This is a genomic window from Variovorax sp. CCNWLW225, from assembly GCF_037204045.1.
In the GTDB taxonomy this organism is placed as follows: Bacteria; Pseudomonadota; Gammaproteobacteria; order Burkholderiales; family Burkholderiaceae_C; genus Variovorax.
Map to the genome: position 1 here is coordinate 18504 of NZ_JBBCBV010000031.1, position 17061 is coordinate 35564.

The 17061-nt window shown below is 59.7% G+C and carries 10 protein-coding genes, 2 tRNA genes and 3 rRNA genes; 6 read left to right on the forward strand and 9 right to left on the reverse strand.

Annotated elements, in window-relative coordinates:
- Position 1: 1 nt before the first annotated feature.
- Positions 2-1375 (forward strand): FAD-binding oxidoreductase, encoded by a 1374-nt coding sequence (locus V9L20_RS26395; protein WP_337298811.1) that lies wholly within the window; start codon positions 2-4, stop codon positions 1373-1375.
- 16 nt (positions 1376-1391) lie between these two features.
- Here V9L20_RS26395 and lnt read toward each other — a convergent pair whose 3' ends face one another.
- The 4 genes from lnt to V9L20_RS26415 all read right to left on the reverse strand — a co-directional run bounded on the left by lnt (position 1392) and on the right by V9L20_RS26415 (position 5346).
- Complete coding sequence (gene lnt / locus V9L20_RS26400; protein ID WP_337298812.1) at positions 1392-2981, reverse strand: apolipoprotein N-acyltransferase; 1590 nt, start codon at positions 2979-2981, stop codon at positions 1392-1394.
- Positions 2981-3859: an HlyC/CorC family transporter gene (locus tag V9L20_RS26405; RefSeq protein WP_126748280.1), complete on the reverse strand. Its 879-nt coding sequence runs from the start codon at positions 3857-3859 to the stop codon at positions 2981-2983. The genes lnt and V9L20_RS26405 overlap by 1 nt, the downstream gene beginning before the upstream one ends.
- A 175-nt stretch (positions 3860-4034) precedes the next feature.
- Positions 4035-4763 (reverse strand): GNAT family N-acetyltransferase, encoded by a 729-nt coding sequence (locus tag V9L20_RS26410; RefSeq protein ID WP_157616095.1) that lies wholly within the window; start codon positions 4761-4763, stop codon positions 4035-4037.
- Between the two features lie 109 nt (positions 4764-4872).
- A complete protein-coding gene (locus V9L20_RS26415) occupies positions 4873-5346 on the reverse strand; it encodes an Lrp/AsnC family transcriptional regulator (RefSeq protein WP_157616096.1) in 474 nt (157 codons plus the stop codon).
- 165 nt (positions 5347-5511) lie between these two features.
- On the opposite strand from V9L20_RS26415, the gene hppD reads away from it, so the two are divergent.
- From hppD to V9L20_RS26440, 5 genes are all read left to right on the forward strand, one after another.
- Positions 5512-6639: a 4-hydroxyphenylpyruvate dioxygenase gene (gene hppD / locus V9L20_RS26420; RefSeq protein ID WP_337298813.1), complete on the forward strand. Its 1128-nt coding sequence runs from the start codon at positions 5512-5514 to the stop codon at positions 6637-6639.
- Between the two features lie 28 nt (positions 6640-6667).
- Complete coding sequence (locus tag V9L20_RS26425) at positions 6668-7462, forward strand: transporter substrate-binding domain-containing protein (protein ID WP_337298814.1); 795 nt, start codon at positions 6668-6670, stop codon at positions 7460-7462.
- A gap of 16 nt (positions 7463-7478) precedes the next feature.
- On the forward strand, positions 7479-8360 hold the full coding sequence (gene phhA, locus V9L20_RS26430; RefSeq protein ID WP_337298815.1) for a phenylalanine 4-monooxygenase: 882 nt from the start codon (positions 7479-7481) through the stop codon (positions 8358-8360).
- Positions 8361-8512: 152 nt separating this feature from the next.
- Positions 8513-10204: an AMP-binding protein gene (locus tag V9L20_RS26435; protein ID WP_258502540.1), complete on the forward strand. Its 1692-nt coding sequence runs from the start codon at positions 8513-8515 to the stop codon at positions 10202-10204.
- Positions 10205-11134, forward strand: coding sequence for an MBL fold metallo-hydrolase (locus tag V9L20_RS26440; RefSeq protein WP_337298816.1), 930 nt, complete (start codon positions 10205-10207; stop codon positions 11132-11134).
- 111 nt (positions 11135-11245) lie between these two features.
- Here V9L20_RS26440 and rrf read toward each other — a convergent pair.
- The 5 genes from rrf to V9L20_RS26465 all read right to left on the reverse strand — a co-directional run bounded on the left by rrf (position 11246) and on the right by V9L20_RS26465 (position 16492).
- Positions 11246-11358: ribosomal RNA gene (rrf, locus tag V9L20_RS26445) — 5S ribosomal RNA — on the reverse strand.
- Positions 11359-11500: 142 nt separating this feature from the next.
- Positions 11501-14374, reverse strand: a 23S ribosomal RNA gene (locus V9L20_RS26450).
- Between the two features lie 322 nt (positions 14375-14696).
- Positions 14697-14772: transfer RNA gene (locus tag V9L20_RS26455), tRNA-Ala, on the reverse strand.
- Between the two features lie 29 nt (positions 14773-14801).
- Positions 14802-14878, reverse strand: a tRNA-Ile gene (locus V9L20_RS26460).
- Between the two features lie 79 nt (positions 14879-14957).
- Positions 14958-16492, reverse strand: a 16S ribosomal RNA gene (locus tag V9L20_RS26465).
- Together the 16S, 23S and 5S rRNA genes with 2 tRNA genes alongside form the textbook arrangement of a ribosomal RNA operon.
- Between the last annotated feature and the right edge of the window lie 569 nt (positions 16493-17061).

Here is a 17061-nt window from a genome sequence, read left to right on the forward strand (position 1 = left end):
CATGAACGCTTCCATTTCCGCCATAGAGCAACTCCTGCTCGAACTGCCCGAGCTCGACTGGATCACCGACGAAAGCCGCGTGACGCGGCTGTCGCAAGACTTCTCGTGGTTCAGCCCGGTGCTGAACCGTCAATTGAAAGACAAGCGCGCCGACGTGGTCGTGCGTCCGCGCACCGAAGACGAAATACGTGCAGTGGTCGGCGCCTGCGCACGCCGCGGCGTGCCGATCACCCTCCGCGGCAGCGGCACCGGCAACTACGGCCAGACCACGCCGCTCGCAGGCGGCGTGGTGCTCGACATGACGGGCTACAACGCCTTTCTTTGGGTGAAGCCCGGCGTGGCGCGCGCGCAAGCCGGCATTCGCCTGGGCGAGCTCGAGAAGCAGACCAAGCCTTCAGGCCAGGAGATGCGCTGCGTGCCTTCCACCTACCGCAGCGCCACGCTGGGCGGCCTGTTCGGCGGCGGCTTCGGCGGCGTGGGCTCCATCAACTACGGACCGCTCGGTGCGCCTGGCAACGTGCTCGGCATTCGCGCGATGACCATCGAAGCCGAGCCTCAGATGGTCGAACTGTGCGGCGCCGAGGCGATGCGCATGCACCACCTGTGGGGCACCAACGGGCTGGTGCTCGAAATCGAAGTGGCGCTCGCGCCGTCGCATCCCTGGCTCGAAACGCTGGTGACCTTCGACCAGTTTGAAGACGCACTGCACTTCGCCGACAAGCTCGCGAATGCGCCCGGCATCGTGAAGCGGGAGATCGCTTTTTTTGCCGCGCCCATTTCCGATCATCTGGCGCAGCTCGCGGCGCACCTGCCCAAGGGCTGCCACACGGTGCTGTCGCTGGTGGCCGAGTATTGCGAACCGGCGATGCTGATGCTGGCCGAGGCGCACGGCGGCACCGTGAGCTACCGCAAGACGGCGGCCGAAGTGCAGAAGAGCAACCGCACGCTGATGGAGTTCACCTGGAACCACACCACGCTGCATGCGCTGAAGATCGACCCCACACTGACCTACCTGCAGAGCGGCTTCGTGCCCGGTCGGCACGTCGAGCAGATCATCGAGATGGAAAAACTGCTCGGCGGCGAGGTGATGATGCACATCGAGTTCATCCGCAACGTGGCGGGGCTCATGACCTGCAGCGGGCTTCAGCTGGTGCGCTTCAGCACCGAAGAAAGGCTCTCGGAAATCATCGACATTCACCGCGCCCACAACGTGCACATCAACAACCCGCACGTGAACATCGTGGAAGACGGCAAGGCCGGTGGACCGCTGCCGCCCGAAGTCATCGAGGTGAAGAAGCGCTTCGATCCGCTGGGGCTGCTGAACCCGGGCAAGCTGCGCGATTGGCCTGTGAAGGCAGTGCCGGCAACAGCCTGACGACGATCGCCCTGCGTCAGCCGTTGCGGCGGCGCAGCGCGAAGGCAACGGCGACGACAGCCAGCGCCGAAATCCACAACGGCCAGAGCCCGAACGGCGCCACCCAGCGCGCATAGGGCGTGAGCCCCTTGCGGCCTTCGACCGGCGCCTCGAGCACGCCGCGCGTAAGGCGCGGCAGCTGGTGCGTGACGCGGCCTTCGGCGTCGATCACCACAGTGGCGCCGGTATTGGTGGCCCGCACCATCGGCCGCGCGAACTCGAGCGAGCGCATGCGCGAGATGGCCAGGTGCTGGTCGATGGCGACCGAGTCGCCGAACCACGCGATGTTGCTCACGTTGAGCAGGATGGTCGGCGCCGTGGCCTCGTCCTTGAAGTTGGCGCCGATCTCGTCGCCGAACAAGTCTTCGTAGCAGATGTTCGGCGCAATACGCTGGCCCTGCCAAGCGAAAGGCGCCTGCGCCAGGCCGCCGCGGGCGAAATCGCCGAGCGGAATGTTCATCATCCGGATGAACCAGCGAAAGCCCGGCGGAATGAATTCGCCGAAGGGAACGAGGTGGTGCTTGCTGTAGCTGTAGGGCTGCGCGACGCCGGGCTGGAAGCCGAGCACCGCATTGCTGTAGGTGCCTTGGCCGCCCATCGGAAGCCCGACGATGGCGGCTTGCATGCCCTGGCTGTAGCGCGCCTGGATGGCTTCGAGGTAACCGGCGGGCAGTTGCTGCGGCAGCAACGGCAAGGCGGTTTCGGGCGTGACCACGAGCGAAGCCTTGGCATCGCGCAGCTGCTCGCCGTACCAGCGCAGCGCCAGGTCGATGCCGCCTCCGGGGATGAATTTTTCGTCTTGTGGGATGTTGCCCTGGAGCAGCGCCAGCTGCAGGTTGCCGCTCGAACCCTTGGCGCCTTGGGCGTCGGCGGGCAGCGGATGGATCAGGTGCGGCGCCGCGAATACGGCGGCGATCACGATCAGCGACTGCACCAAGACCAAAGTGCGCGCGGGCCGTGTGAGCGCGACCAGCGCGGCTGCGATCGCGGCGACCGCACCGATGCCGTAGACGCCAATCCACGGAGCCCACGCTGCCAGCGGTCCCTCGACGTGCGCGTAGCCGCCGGCGCCCCACGGAAAACCCGTGAACCAGCTGCCGCGCACGAGCTCGGCCAAGGTCCACAGGGCGGCGAACACCAAGGCACCGGTCACAGGCCCGCGCGGCCCGCGGACGACGAACCAGGCGCAGGCCACCGCGTAGTAGAGCCCGAGAGCGGCTGCGAGCGAGAGCACCGCGATGGCCGCGAGCGGTGCCGGAAGCCCGCCGTAGGTGTGCATCGAGATGAAGAGCCACCAGAAGCTGCCGGTGAGCCAGGCCGTGGAGAAAAGCCAGCCGTGCAGGCCGGCGCGGCGCCATCCGGCGCCCTCGGCGCGCAGGCGGTCCAGCAGTCCGACGAGCACCGCCAGCGAGATCAGCTGCAGCCACCACAGCGGCTGCCCGTTCGTGGGCCAGGCAATGGCGGCGGCCTGCGCGAGACCCGCGAAAGCAAAGCCGAGGAGGCGCATCAGGCCCACGACGGAAAAGAGGCGCGAGGTGCGGAGCGTGGCCGCTGCGGGCAACGGCATCAGTCGGCCGCGTCGCTGCCGCGGGCCGGAGACACCTTGAACCAGCGCACGGCGCCGCCCTTGGTGTGCAGCACCACGAAGTCGAAGCCGCCGATGGCGTGGTGCTCGCCGCGTTTGGGTACGTGGCCCATTTCATGTGCGATGAGTCCGCCGATGGTGTCGAAGTCTTCGCTCAGCTGTTCTTCGTCGAAGACGATGCCGAATGCTTCGGCCACGCGTTCGATGGGCGTGTCGCCCGAGACGCGGTAGGTGTGGTCGGCCAGGCCGAAGATGTCGCCCTCGTCTTCGGCAATGTCGAACTCGTCTTCGATTTCGCCGACGATCTGCTCGAGCACGTCCTCGATGGTGATCAGCCCGGCCACGCGGCCGAACTCGTCGATCACGATGGCCAGGTGGTTGCGGTTGCCGCGGAACTCGCGCAGCAGGTCGTTCAGGCCCTTGCTCTCGGGAACGAAGGTGGCCGGGCGCAGCAGCGCACGGATGTTGAGGCCCGGCGCGCGCTGCAGCTTGAGCAGGTCTTTCGCGAGCAGGATACCGATGATGTTTTCTTTTTCGCCCTCGTACACCGGGAAGCGCGAGTGCGCGGTGTCGATGACCAGGTGCAGCAGCGCGTCGTACGGCGCGTCGATGTTCACTAGGTCCATGCGCGGGGCGGCCACCATCACGTCGCCGGCCGTCATGTCGGCCATGCGCAGCACGCCTTCGAGCATCACGCGCGACTCAGCGCCGATCACCTCGTTGTCCTCGGCGTCTGCCAAGGTTTCGATCAGCTCGTCGCGCGAGTCGGGACCGGGGTGGATGAATTCGGCCAGTTTCTGGAGAAAGCCGCGCTTGTCTTCCCGTTCGACGGGTGCGCGTTCAGGGTGAGGTTCGGCCACTGCGGGAGGCGTAGTTGAAGAGATACAAGGATACCGGATTGCGTGTGACAGGCTCTACCCCTGTCGCTCTACCTCCCAGCAATTCGGCTACAGGACGAAACAAGTGCGGCCGACGCCGGCACTGCGCTGGAGCCGTGCCGGGCGGCGCATGCCACGGCCAGACCTGGCTTGCTTCTTACTGCGCCGACTTGCTGCGGGCGTCGCGAATGCCGCTGCGCACTTCCTGCAGGCTTGCGAGAAAGGCCCAGAACTGCTTGGCGCGGGTCTTGAGGTGATAGTCGACCGCCGCGTAGTGCTCGAGAGCGATTTCGCTCATGCGGCTGTCGAAGGTGGCGCTCGGCAGCTGCAGGTGCGCCTCGGATTCGGAACCGCTGCGCACCACGGTGGCGCCGGCGTTGCGGGCGATCTTCAGCATGGCAGCGTTTTCGCTCAGCGCATGGATGAAGAGCATGCCCACGCCTTCATTGCGGGCGACCACCACGGCACGCTCGAACAGGCGGGCGCCGTAGCCGCGGCCACGCGCATGCGCCGCCACGGACACGCCGAACTCGGCGCAGTCGCTGTGCTGGTCGTCGGGCGCGAACGCCAGGTGCGCCATGGCGATCAGGTCGAGGCGGCGGTTGTAGATGCCGAAGAGTTCGTCGCGGTCGAAGTCGAGGCCGTCGACGTAGCGCTGCACCTGCTCGTCCGACGCGGCGTAGCCGAAGCGCAGGTAGCGGTCATGGGGGGTCAGCGCCAGCAGGTGGCGCGCGATGCGGTCACGTTCGCGCGGGCCGATCGAGCGGATCGGCACCATGACGGGCTGGGGCGCGGAGGTCGCGCGCGGTTGCGCCTCAACCATCGGCGCCTTCAGGAAAGAGCCGAGGCCGAGAGACGCTTGGATAAGGGTCTTGGCGGTGAGCATGGCTCAAATATAAGGGTTTCCCCTTAATCAACAAGTCCGAATGGGTACTTCCGGTTGTCATTTGTGAACCAGTACCAAAGCGCGTGTGATTCGAGCAACGAATTCGTTGCTAAACCGGTACAGCCGTTGTGGCCTTGACACGGTCCAGCACAAAGCTGGTCTTGCAGTCTTCAACACTCGGATGCTTGAGCAGGGTGTCCATGATGAACCGGCTGTAGTGGCCCATGTCGGCGACCACCACGCGCAAGAGGTAGTCCATTTCGCCAGTGAGCGCCGCGCATTCGACCACCTCGGGCCAGGTCTGGACGCTGGCGCGGAACAGGTCCATGGGGTTGCGCTTGTGGCTCTCGGTGTGCTTTTCGAGGCGCACGTTGAGATACGCGGTGAGGCCCAGGCCGATGACTTCGGGGCGAACGAGAGCCACGTAGCGGTCGATGACGCCGCTTTCCTCCAGCCGCTTGACGCGCCTGAGCACGGCACTCGGAGACAGGCTGACTTGCTCGGCAATCTGGTCGTAGGTAGCACGTCCGTCGGCTTGCAGCGTGCGCAATATGAGCCGATCAATCTTGTCGAGTGCTTCCATATTGCTATTTTTGCAGTTTTTCTGCGTCTTTGCTAATTAGGGCGCCCAACAACGCTGAAAACGTGAGCGGCATCCGCCCTACATTGCTGCAAAGGCCGCTTCGGTGCGCTTTTTCGCAATTTCCCTGCTTCTTTATCCATTCGAACCCCACCTCTGGAGACCCCTATGAGCCATACCGACGCCCCCGCCTTCACGCCCTGGGAGAACCCGATGGGAACCGACGGCTTCGAATTCATCGAATACGCGGCGCCGGACCCGGTGGCCATGGGCCAGGTGTTCGAGCGCATGGGCTTCACGGCGGTGGCCAGGCACCGCCACAAGAACGTGTTGCTGTACCGCCAGGGCACGATCAACTTCATCGTGAACGCCGAGCCCGACTCGTTCGCGCAGCGCTTCGCACGTGAGCACGGCCCGAGCGTCTGCGCCATCGCTTTTCGCGTGCAGGACGCCAAGCAGGCTTATGAGCGTGCGATTTCGCTCGGCGCCTGGGGCTTTGCCGACAAGGCCGGCCCCGGCGAACTGAACATCCCCGCCATCAAGGGCATCGGCGACAGCCTGATCTACCTGGTGGACCGCTGGCCCGGCAAGAACGGTGCAAAGCCGGGCGACATCGGCAACATCGGCTTCTACGACGTCGACTTCGAGCCGCTGCCGGGCGTGGTATCGCAGGATGCGCTGGCGCCGAAGGGCAACGGCCTCACCTACATCGACCACCTCACGCACAACGTGTACCGGGGCCGGATGAATGTGTGGGCCGGCTTCTACGAGAAGCTCTTCAACTTCCGCGAGATCAAGTACTTCGACATTGAAGGCCAGGTGACGGGCGTGAAGAGCAAGGCCATGACCAGCCCCTGCGGCAAGATCCGCATCCCGATCAACGAAGAGGGCAAGGAGCAGGCTGGCCAGATCCAGGAGTACCTGGACATGTACCGCGGCGAAGGCATCCAGCACATCGCGATGGGCTCGGACAACCTGTACGAAACCGTCGACGCGCTGCGCGCCAAGGGCGTGACCTTGCTCGACACCATCGACACGTACTACGAGTTGGTCGACAAGCGCATTCCCGGACACGGCGAAAGCGTGGCCGAGCTGCAGAAGCGCAAGATCCTGATCGACGGCAAGAAAGACGCGCTGCTGCTGCAGATCTTCAGCGAGAACCAGCTCGGCCCGATCTTCTTCGAGTTCATCCAGCGCAAGGGCGACGACGGCTTCGGCAACGGCAACTTCAAGGCGCTGTTCGAAAGCATCGAGCTCGACCAGATGCGCCGCGGCGTGTTGGCAGCCCCAAAATAAGCGCTTCTTTCATCGCCCAGGAGCCTCCATGCGCAGCACGTTTTCGATCGGCCTGACCCTCACCGCGGCCGCCGCCGTTCTTTCCGGTTGCGCGATCGCGCCGGCCGCCCCCGTGGCCGCATCGCACCTGGACACGGTGCAGAAGGCCGCCGTGCTGCGCATCTGCACGCCGGGCGACTACAGGCCGTTCAGCTTTCACAAGGCCGACGGCTCGTTCGAAGGCATCGACGTCGACCTGATGGCGGGCTTCAGCGCCAGCCTGGGCGCCAAGCCAGAGTGGGTGAAGACCACGTGGGCCAACCTGCTGCCCGACCTCACGGCCGGGAAGTGCGACATTGCGGTTGGCGGCGTTTCGGTGACCACCGACCGGCAGAAGCGCGCCTTCTTCAGCGCACCCTACATGGTGAACGGCAAGGCGCCCATCGCGCGCTGTGCCGACGTTGCCAAGTACCAGAGCGTGGCCGACATCGACAAGCCCTCCACCCGGGTCATCTTCAATCCGGGCGGCAGCAACGAGCGCTTCGCACGCGCCAACTTCAAGCAGGCCAAGCTCACGCTGCACGGCGAGAACGTGACGATCTTCGACGAGATCCTTGCGAACCGCGCCGATGTGTTCGTGACCGAGTCCGCGGAAGCGATTACGCAGCAGAAGCTCAAGCCCGGGCTCTGTGCCATCAACCCCGAAAAGCCGCTGCAATACGGCGAAATGGCCTGGATGCTGCCGCGCGATGACGTGGCCTTCAAGGCCTACGTCGACCAATGGCTGCACCTGCAGCAAGCCGGCGGCGACTTCCAGCGTGTGATGAACCACTGGCTCAAATAACCGAGAGCAATTTCCCATGGACACCCCCGCCGCCGCCACTGCTGCCGTCAAACCTGCTGTTTATGGCGCTTCGGATCGCCCGCCGCGCGGCGACTACTCGCGCGGCGGTGCGGTGCATGCCGACTACACCTGCCCGCAGGATTGGGCCAGCTACACGCCGGCCGACCACGACACCTACAAGCGGCTGTACGAGCGGCAGGCGGCGCAGTTGCCGGGGCTGGCTTGCGATGCGTTCATCAAGGCCCTGCCTTCGCTGGGCGTGAAGGACCACATCCCGCGCTTCGAGGAAATCAACGAGCGGCTGCATCGCGCCACCGGCTGGGAGATCGTGGCGGTGCCGGGGTTGATTCCCGAGTTGCCGTTTTTCACTCTGCTTGCGAACCGCAAGTTTCCGGTGACTGACTGGATCCGCCAGCCCGAGGAGTTCAACTACATCGTCGAGCCCGACGTGTTCCACGATTTGTTCGGGCATGTGCCGATGCTGTTCGACCCGACCTTTGCGGACTACGTGCAGCGCTACGGCGAAGGCGGCATCAAGGCGCATGAACTGGGTGCCGGGGAGAAGCTGGCCAGGCTGTACTGGTACACGGTGGAGTTCGGCCTCATCCGCCAGCCGGACGGGCTGCGCGCATACGGCGCCGGCATCCTGAGTTCGGTGGGCGAGCTGCAGCATGCGGTGCGCAGTGACGAGCCGCACCGGCTGCCGCTGGATTTGCTGCGCACCATGCGCACGAGCTACAAGATCGACACGTACCAGGCCAACTATTTCGTGATCGAGAGCTTCGCGCAGCTGTTCGAACTCACGGCCCCCGATTTCACGCCGCTCTACCGGGCGCTGGAAGTCGAACCCGACATTCCGGCCGGGGTGCTGCTGCCGGGTGAATCCGGCAAGGCCTGAGAGCGCTCCTTTCGGGGCGGCGCCACCACGCCCGCCGAGGCCGGCCAAGCCGCGCAGCTATCGCGCGCGCGACAGTGCTTGCCGTTGCCCTAGGACAAGCCCGCTAGTGGGCGGGCGCATCTGGCTCCCACAATCCGCGCAAAGGAGCTTGCATGCAGACATCCGCGCGACAGAACTATCCGGCCGACGTGCCGCACGAGATCAACCCCGAGCAGTACCGGTCTCTGACCCACATGTTCGATGAGGCTTTCGGCCGCTACGCCGATCGGCCGTTCTCCGTTTGCATGGAGCGCTGGATGTCGTACGGAGAGCTCGACACGCTCTCGAAGGCGCTGGGCGCCTGGCTTCAGTCGCTCGGCCTCGAGCCGGGTGCGCGAGTAGCCATCATGCTGCCCAATGTGCCCCAGTTTGCCGTCACGATGTGCGGCGTGCTCCGGGCGGGCTACACCTGCGTGAATGTCAATCCGCTCTATACGGCGCGCGAGCTCGAGCATCAGCTCAAGGACTCCGGGGCCACGGCCATCGTCATTCTCGAGAACTTCGCCTCCACTCTGGAGCAGGTGATCGAGCGCACCCCCGTCAAGCACGTCGTCGTCACTTCGATGGGCGATTTGCTGGGCGGCCTCTATGGCGCATGGATCACCATCGCGGTTCGCCACCTGGCCAAGATGGTCCCGCCCTACAAGCTGCCGCTGAGCGGTGGCCGCACGGTCACTGAGTTTTCCAAGGCGATTGCCGAAGGGCGCGGCCGGCCTCTCGGGCCAGATCAGAGCACGCTCGATTCGATCGCATTCCTGCAGTACACCGGCGGCACGACAGGCTTGTCCAAAGGCGCGGTGCTGACCCACCGCAACATCGTTGCGGCCACGCTGCAGGCGGAGGCGTGGTTCACGCCTGCACTGTCGCGGGCGGGCGACCTGTCGAAGGTCAACAGCATCGCAGCGCTGCCGCTGTATCACATCTTCGCGCTGACGCTGTGCCTGCTGGTCATCCGGCAGGGCTCGCACATGACGCTGATTCCCAATCCGCGCGACTTCGACAAATTCATTGCGGTGCTCAAGAAGCGTCCGTTCCACATGCTGCCGGCGGTGAACACGTTGTTCAATGCGCTGCTCATGCATCCGCAGTTCAAGTCGATCGACTTCTCGACGCTGTTCGTGTCGCAGGCAGGCGGTATGGCCGCTTCGGAGGGCACGGCGCAGCGGTGGTTCGAAGCGACCGGCTGCCCGATGATCGAGGGCTGGGGCATGAGCGAGACCTGCGCGATCGGTACGAACAATCCAGTCTCGAACACGAAGTTCACCGGCACGATCGGCTTGCCGCTGCCGAGTATCGAGATCGCCATCAAGGACGATGAAGGCAACTCCCTGCCCGTCGGCACGGCAGGCGAGCTTTGCATCAAGGGCCCGAACGTGATGACCGGGTACTACAACCAGCCGGCCGAGACCGCGGCGGCCTTTACGGCCGACGGTTTCATGCGCACCGGCGACATCGCCGTCATGCAGGAAGACGGCTACAGCCGCATCGTCGACCGCAAGAAGGACATGATCCTGGTCAGCGGCTTCAATGTCTTTCCGAACGAACTCGAGAACGTGATCTCGCTGTGCCCGGGTGTTGTCGAATGCGCGGCCGTGGGCGTGCCGGACGAAAAGCAAGGCGAAGCGATCAAGGTGTTCGTTGTGCGCAGGGATCCCACGCTGACCGAAGAGGCGGTGCTCCAATACTGCAACAGCCAGCTCACCGGCTACAAGCGGCCGAAGCACATCGAGTTCCGGGAAACCTTGCCGAAGACCAATGTCGGGAAGATCCTGCGCCGTGAGCTGCGAACCAGCGCGAGCGTCTGAGTGAGCGAGCTCGCCGCGGCCGGGCTGCCGGCGAACCTCGTCGTCTTCGAGCGCGGCTGGCTTTCATCGAACAACGTTCTGTTTGTCGGGGCCGACGAGACCGCGCTGATCGATACCGGGTATGCCACGCATGCCGATCAAACCTTGGCGCTTGTCGAATCGGCGCTGGGGACGCGGCCGCTCGATCGAATATTGAATACCCATCTGCATAGCGATCACTGCGGCGGCAACACGGCGCTGCAGCGGCACTATCCGAAGGTGCAAACGGAGATTCCGCCTGGAGAGGCGGATCTTGTGGCGCAGTGGGACGAAGGCGGCTTGAGCTTTCGTGCGACAGGACAGATATGTCCACGGTTTCGGTTCGACGGGCTGCTGCGGCCTGGGACGGAATGCATGCTTGGCGACAGGGCTTGGCAGGTGCACAGCGCACCAGGCCACGATCCGCATTCGATCATTCTGTTCGACCCCGTCTCGCGAACACTGATCTCAGCCGATGCCCTTTGGGAAAACGGTTTTGGTGTTGCTTTTCCCGAGCTGGCAGGCGAGCCATCGTTCGGGGATATTGCGGCCACGTTGGATCGCATCGAAGCGCTGGCGCCGCTTCGGGTGATTCCTGGACACGGGCGCGTCTTCGCGGACGTTGGTAATTCTCTGGCTACCGCGCGCCGGCGGCTCGACGGGCTCCAGCGGGATCCGGTGAAGCATGCACGGCATGCCATCAAGGTGCTGATGAAGTTCAAGCTGCTCGAGGTGCAGTCCATTGCACTGAACGAATGGGCCGACTGGCTTCGGAGCGCGTCATATTTCGGTGTTATCCGCGAGCGCTTCTTCGCCGACACGGAGCTGGATCAATTGGCCGAAGATATCTTGGCTGAATTGGTCGCCGCCGGTGCGGCCAAGACAGATTCGGCGCTCATCCGAAATATTTGAAGCTTGCCACTTGGCAATAAAAAAAGCGCGTCTCCGTGAGATGACGCGCTTTTATAAAATCCAAAAGAAAAAAGCCCAACACGCTGTGTTGGGCTTTTCCTGGCTGTAAGAGCCTGACGATGACCTACTTTCACACGGGAACCCGCACTATCATCGGCGCTGACGCGTTTCACTGTCCTGTTCGGGATGGGAAGGAGTGGTACCACGTCGCTATGGTCATCAGGCATAACTTGTTGTCTGGTTGATCACATGATCAATCAAACGAATTCATAGAGTTTGGAATCAGCACGCAATGACTGCGCTGCTTGAATGTATTTTGAATGCGTCAACTTGGCATAACACCTTGATCTGATCGATCAAAGTTATAGGGTCAAGCCGCACGAGCAATTAGTATCAGTTAGCTTAACGCATTACTGCGCTTCCACACCTGACCTATCAACGTCCTGGTCTTGAACGACTCTTTAGGGGGCTCAAGGCCCCGGCAGATCTCATCTTGAAACGAGTTTCCCGCTTAGATGCTTTCAGCGGTTATCTCTTCCACACTTAGCTACTCGGCAATGCCACTGGCGTGACAACCGATACACCAGAGGTGTGTCCACTCCGGTCCTCTCGTACTAGGAGCAGGCTTCCTCAAATCTGCAGCGCCCACGGAAGATAGGGACCAAACTGTCTCACGACGTTTTAAACCCAGCTCACGTACCTCTTTAAATGGCGAACAGCCATACCCTTGGGACCGGCTACAGCCCCAGGATGAGATGAGCCGACATCGAGGTGCCAAACACCGCCGTCGATATGAACTCTTGGGCGGTATCAGCCTGTTATCCCCAGAGTACCTTTTATCCGTTGAGCGATGGCCCTTCCATACAGAACCACCGGATCACTATGTCCTGCTTTCGCATCTGCTCGACTTGTCAGTCTCGCAGTTAAGCACGCTTATGCCATTGCACTATCGTCACGATGTCCGACCGTAACTAGCGTACCTTCGAACTCCTCCGTTACGCTTTGGGAGGAGACCGCCCCAGTCAAACTGCCTACCATGCACTGTCCCCGATCCAGATAATGGACCTAGGTTAGAACCTCAAACACACCAGGGTGGTATTTCAACGTTGGCTCCACAAGATCTAGCGACCCTGCTTCAAAGCCTCCCACCTATCCTACACAGATCTGTTCAAAGTCCAATACAAAGCTACAGTAAAGGTTCATGGGGTCTTTCCGTCTTTCCGCGGGGAGATTGCATCATCACAAACATTTCAACTTCGCTGAGTCTCAGGAGGAGACAGTGTGGCCATCGTTACGCCATTCGTGCAGGTCGGAACTTACCCGACAAGGAATTTCGCTACCTTAGGACCGTTATAGTTACGGCCGCCGTTTACTGGGACTTCAATCAAGAGCTTGCACCCCATCATTTAATCTTCCAGCACCGGGCAGGCGTCACACCCTATACGTCCACTTTCGTGTTTGCAGAGTGCTGTGTTTTTAATAAACAGTCGCAGCCACCGATTTTTTGCAACCCATTCATGCTTCGTTGTTCACTACACACTAATAGGGCACACCTTCTTCCGAAGTTACGGTGTCAATTTGCCGAGTTCCTTCTCCTGAGTTCTCTCAAGCGCCTTAGAATACTCATCTCGCGCACCAGTGTCGGTTTGCGGTACGGTCGTATATAGCTGAAGCTTAGTGGCTTTTCCTGGAACCTCGTTCAGTCACTTCACGGACAAGTCCGCTCGATCGTTGGCCTCGGTATATGCGCACCGGATTTGCCTAATGCACGCCTACATCCAACTAAACCAGAATAATCCAATAACTGGATGACCTATTAAGATCCGTCCCCACATCGCACTATATATCGGTACAGGAATATTGACCTGTTTCCCATCAGCTACGCATCTCTGCCTCGCCTTAGGGGCCGACTCACTCTACGCCGATGAACGTTGCGTAGAAAACCTTGCGCTTACGGCGAGGGGGCTTTTCACCCCCTTTAACGCTACTCATGTCAGCATTCGCACTTCTGATACCTCCAGCACGCTTTACAACGCACCTTCACAGGCTTACAGAACGCTCTCCTACCACTTGCAATAAATTGCAAATCCGCAGCTTCGGTAACTGGCTTAGCCCCGTTACATCTTCCGCGCAGGACGACTCGATCAGTGAGCTATTACGCTTTCTTTAAATGATGGCTGCTTCTAAGCCAACATCCTGACTGTTTTAGCCTTCCCACTTCGTTTCCCACTTAGCCAATTTTAGGGACCTTAGCTGGCGGTCTGGGTTGTTTCCCTCTTGAGTCCGGACGTTAGCACCCGGTGCTCTGTCTCCCAAGCTGTACTCATCGGTATTCGGAGTTTGCCTTGGTTTGGTAAGTCGCCATGACCCCCTAGCCAAAACAGTGCTCTACCCCCGATGGTAATACTTGAGGCACTACCTAAATAGTTTTCGGAGAGAACCAGCTATTTCCAAGTTTGTTTAGCCTTTCACCCCTATCCACAGCTCATCCGCTAGTTTTGCAACACTAGTCGGTTCGGACCTCCAGTACCTGTTACGGCACCTTCATCCTGGCCATGGATAGATCACTTGGTTTCGGGTCTACACCCAGCGACTGATCGCCCTATTCGGACTCGATTTCTCTACGGCTTCCCTATTCGGTTAACCTTGCCACTGAATGTAAGTCGCTGACCCATTATACAAAAGGTACGCAGTCACCCCTTACGAGGCTCCTACTTTTTGTAAGCACGCGGTTTCAGGATCTATTTCACTCCCCTCCCGGGGTTCTTTTCGCCTTTCCCTCACGGTACTAGTTCACTATCGGTCGATGATGAGTATTTAGCCTTGGAGGATGGTCCCCCCATATTCAGACAGGATTTCTCGTGTCCCGCCCTACTTGTCGTTAGCTCAGTACCACACAGGTCATTTCACGTACGGGGCTATCACCCGCTATGGCCAGCCTTTCCAAGCTGTTCCGTTATGTCTTGTGCTATCACTAACAGGCTTCTCCGATTTCGCTCGCCACTACTTTCGGAATCTCGGTTGATGTCTTTTCCTCGAGCTACTGAGATGTTTCAGTTCACCCGGTTCGCCTCGCATGACTATGTATTCATCATGCGATACCTTTCGGTGGGTTTCCCCATTCGGAAATCTCCGGATCAAAGCTAATTTGCCAGCTCCCCGAAGCTTATCGCAGGCTATCACGTCCTTCGTCGCCTATCATCGCCAAGGCATCCACCACGTGCTCTTATTCACTTGACCCTATAACTTTGACGTTTCTTTCGAAACTACAAAATCATCACAAGGAATATGTCAGGTCTTTCACCTGACGCGTTATGCCGTACATTCAATTCGATTTGACTCGAAATTGAAGTTTCTTTTGACGCAATCAAAAATTCTATGTTGCTGATGGCACGGTCTGCACTAAACCTTTACGAATGTGCAGTTTCCATCAGCAACGCTGATTCGACTCTATGAATTTTTAAAGAACAGCCGATTGATCAAGAGATCTCGATCAACAACAAAGAAGCCTCATGCATTCGCAGGAAGCCGCTTTGGTGTTGAATTTTAAGTACCGCATTATTGGTGGAGGATGACGGGATCGAACCGACGACCCCCTGCTTGCAAAGCAGGTGCTCTCCCAGCTGAGCTAATCCCCCAAAACTCTCACACGAGAAATCAGAAGATTTGGTGGGTCTAGTTGGGCTCGAACCAACGACCCCCGCCTTATCAAGACGGTGCTCTAACCAGCTGAGCTACAGACCCAATCGAGAATCAATGAAGATTTCGACTTCTTCCAACAACCGATAAGTGTGGGCGTTTAAATTAAATTGCTTGTTTCCAGAAAGGAGGTGATCCAGCCGCACCTTCCGATACGGCTACCTTGTTACGACTTCACCCCAGTCACGAACCCTGCCGTGGTAATCGCCCTCCTTGCGGTTAAGCTAACTACTTCTGGCAGAACCCGCTCCCATGGTGTGACGGGCGGTGTGTACAAGACCCGGGAACGTATTCACCGTGACATTCTGATCCACGATTACTAGCGATTCCGACTTCACGCAGTCGAGTTGCAGACTGCGATCCGGACTACGACTGGTTTTATGGGATTAGCTCCCCCTCGCGGGTTGGCAACCCTTTGTACCAGCCATTGTATGACGTGTGTAGCCCCACCTATAAGGGCCATGAGGACTTGACGTCATCCCCACCTTCCTCCGGTTTGTCACCGGCAGTCTCATTAGAGTGCCCAACTAAATGTAGCAACTAATGACAAGGGTTGCGCTCGTTGCGGGACTTAACCCAACATCTCACGACACGAGCTGACGACAGCCATGCAGCACCTGTGTTACGGTTCTCTTTCGAGCACTAAGCCATCTCTGGCGAATTCCGTACATGTCAAAGGTGGGTAAGGTTTTTCGCGTTGCATCGAATTAAACCACATCATCCACCGCTTGTGCGGGTCCCCGTCAATTCCTTTGAGTTTCAACCTTGCGGCCGTACTCCCCAGGCGGTCAACTTCACGCGTTAGCTTCGTTACTGAGTCAGTGAAGACCCAACAACCAGTTGACATCGTTTAGGGCGTGGACTACCAGGGTATCTAATCCTGTTTGCTCCCCACGCTTTCGTGCATGAGCGTCAGTACAGGCCCAGGGGATTGCCTTCGCCATCGGTGTTCCTCCGCATATCTACGCATTTCACTGCTACACGCGGAATTCCATCCCCCTCTGCCGTACTCCAGCAATGCAGTCACAGATGCAGTTCCCAGGTTGAGCCCGGGGATTTCACAACTGTCTTACATTACCGCCTGCGCACGCTTTACGCCCAGTAATTCCGATTAACGCTTGCACCCTACGTATTACCGCGGCTGCTGGCACGTAGTTAGCCGGTGCTTATTCTTACGGTACCGTCATTAGCCCTCTTTATTAGAAAAGGCCGTTTCGTTCCGTACAAAAGCAGTTTACAACCCGAAGGCCTTCATCCTGCACGCGGCATGGCTGGATCAGGCTTTCGCCCATTGTCCAAAATTCCCCACTGCTGCCTCCCGTAGGAGTCTGGGCCGTGTCTCAGTCCCAGTGTGGCTGGTCGTCCTCTCAGACCAGCTACAGATCGAAGGCTTGGTGAGCCTTTACCTCACCAACTACCTAATCTGCCATCGGCCGCTCCATTCGCGCAAGGTCTTGCGATCCCCTGCTTTCATCCGTAGATCGTATGCGGTATTAGCACAGCTTTCGCTGCGTTATCCCCCACGATTGGGCACGTTCCGATGTATTACTCACCCGTTCGCCACTCGCCGCCAGGATTGCTCCCGCGCTGCCGTTCGACTTGCATGTGTAAGGCATGCCGCCAGCGTTCAATCTGAGCCAGGATCAAACTCTATAGTTCGATCTTGATTTTTTTCGCTCTTTCGAGCAACTCATAAAAACGGAATTGAAGTGAACTTCACTTCTATTCTCATGAGCGTTTTAAGTCTTGCGACTTGTTCCGAAGAACTTACGCAATTACCTTCAAACGCCCACGCTTATCGGCTGTAAATTTTTAACGAACCCCGAAGCAACTTTCGTCTACTTCGTCTTGCTTTGCTGCGATCAGCGAAGCCTTGTAGTCTATCACGGTTTTTTAAGTACCGTCAAACTTTTTTCGCTTTCCACACCTTCTTGTCGCACCCCGCAGCCTTCGCTGCGAGACGCTGAAGCTGCTTCAGCGGAGCCTTCGATTATGCACTGCTTTTTCAAACCGCGTCAACTTCGAAGAAGATTTTTCTTCAGGAGGCCTGCTCACAGGGAGCCGATCAGCTGAAGTGGCTTGCACAGCCCCTAGAGACTCCGCTTGCCTACCCTTTTGTGTGAGCACTTTTTGGGTGCTCACACAAAAAGGAAAGCCCAACACGCTGTGTTGGGCTTTTCCTGGCTGTAAGAGCCTGACGATGACCTACTTTCACACGGGAACCCGCA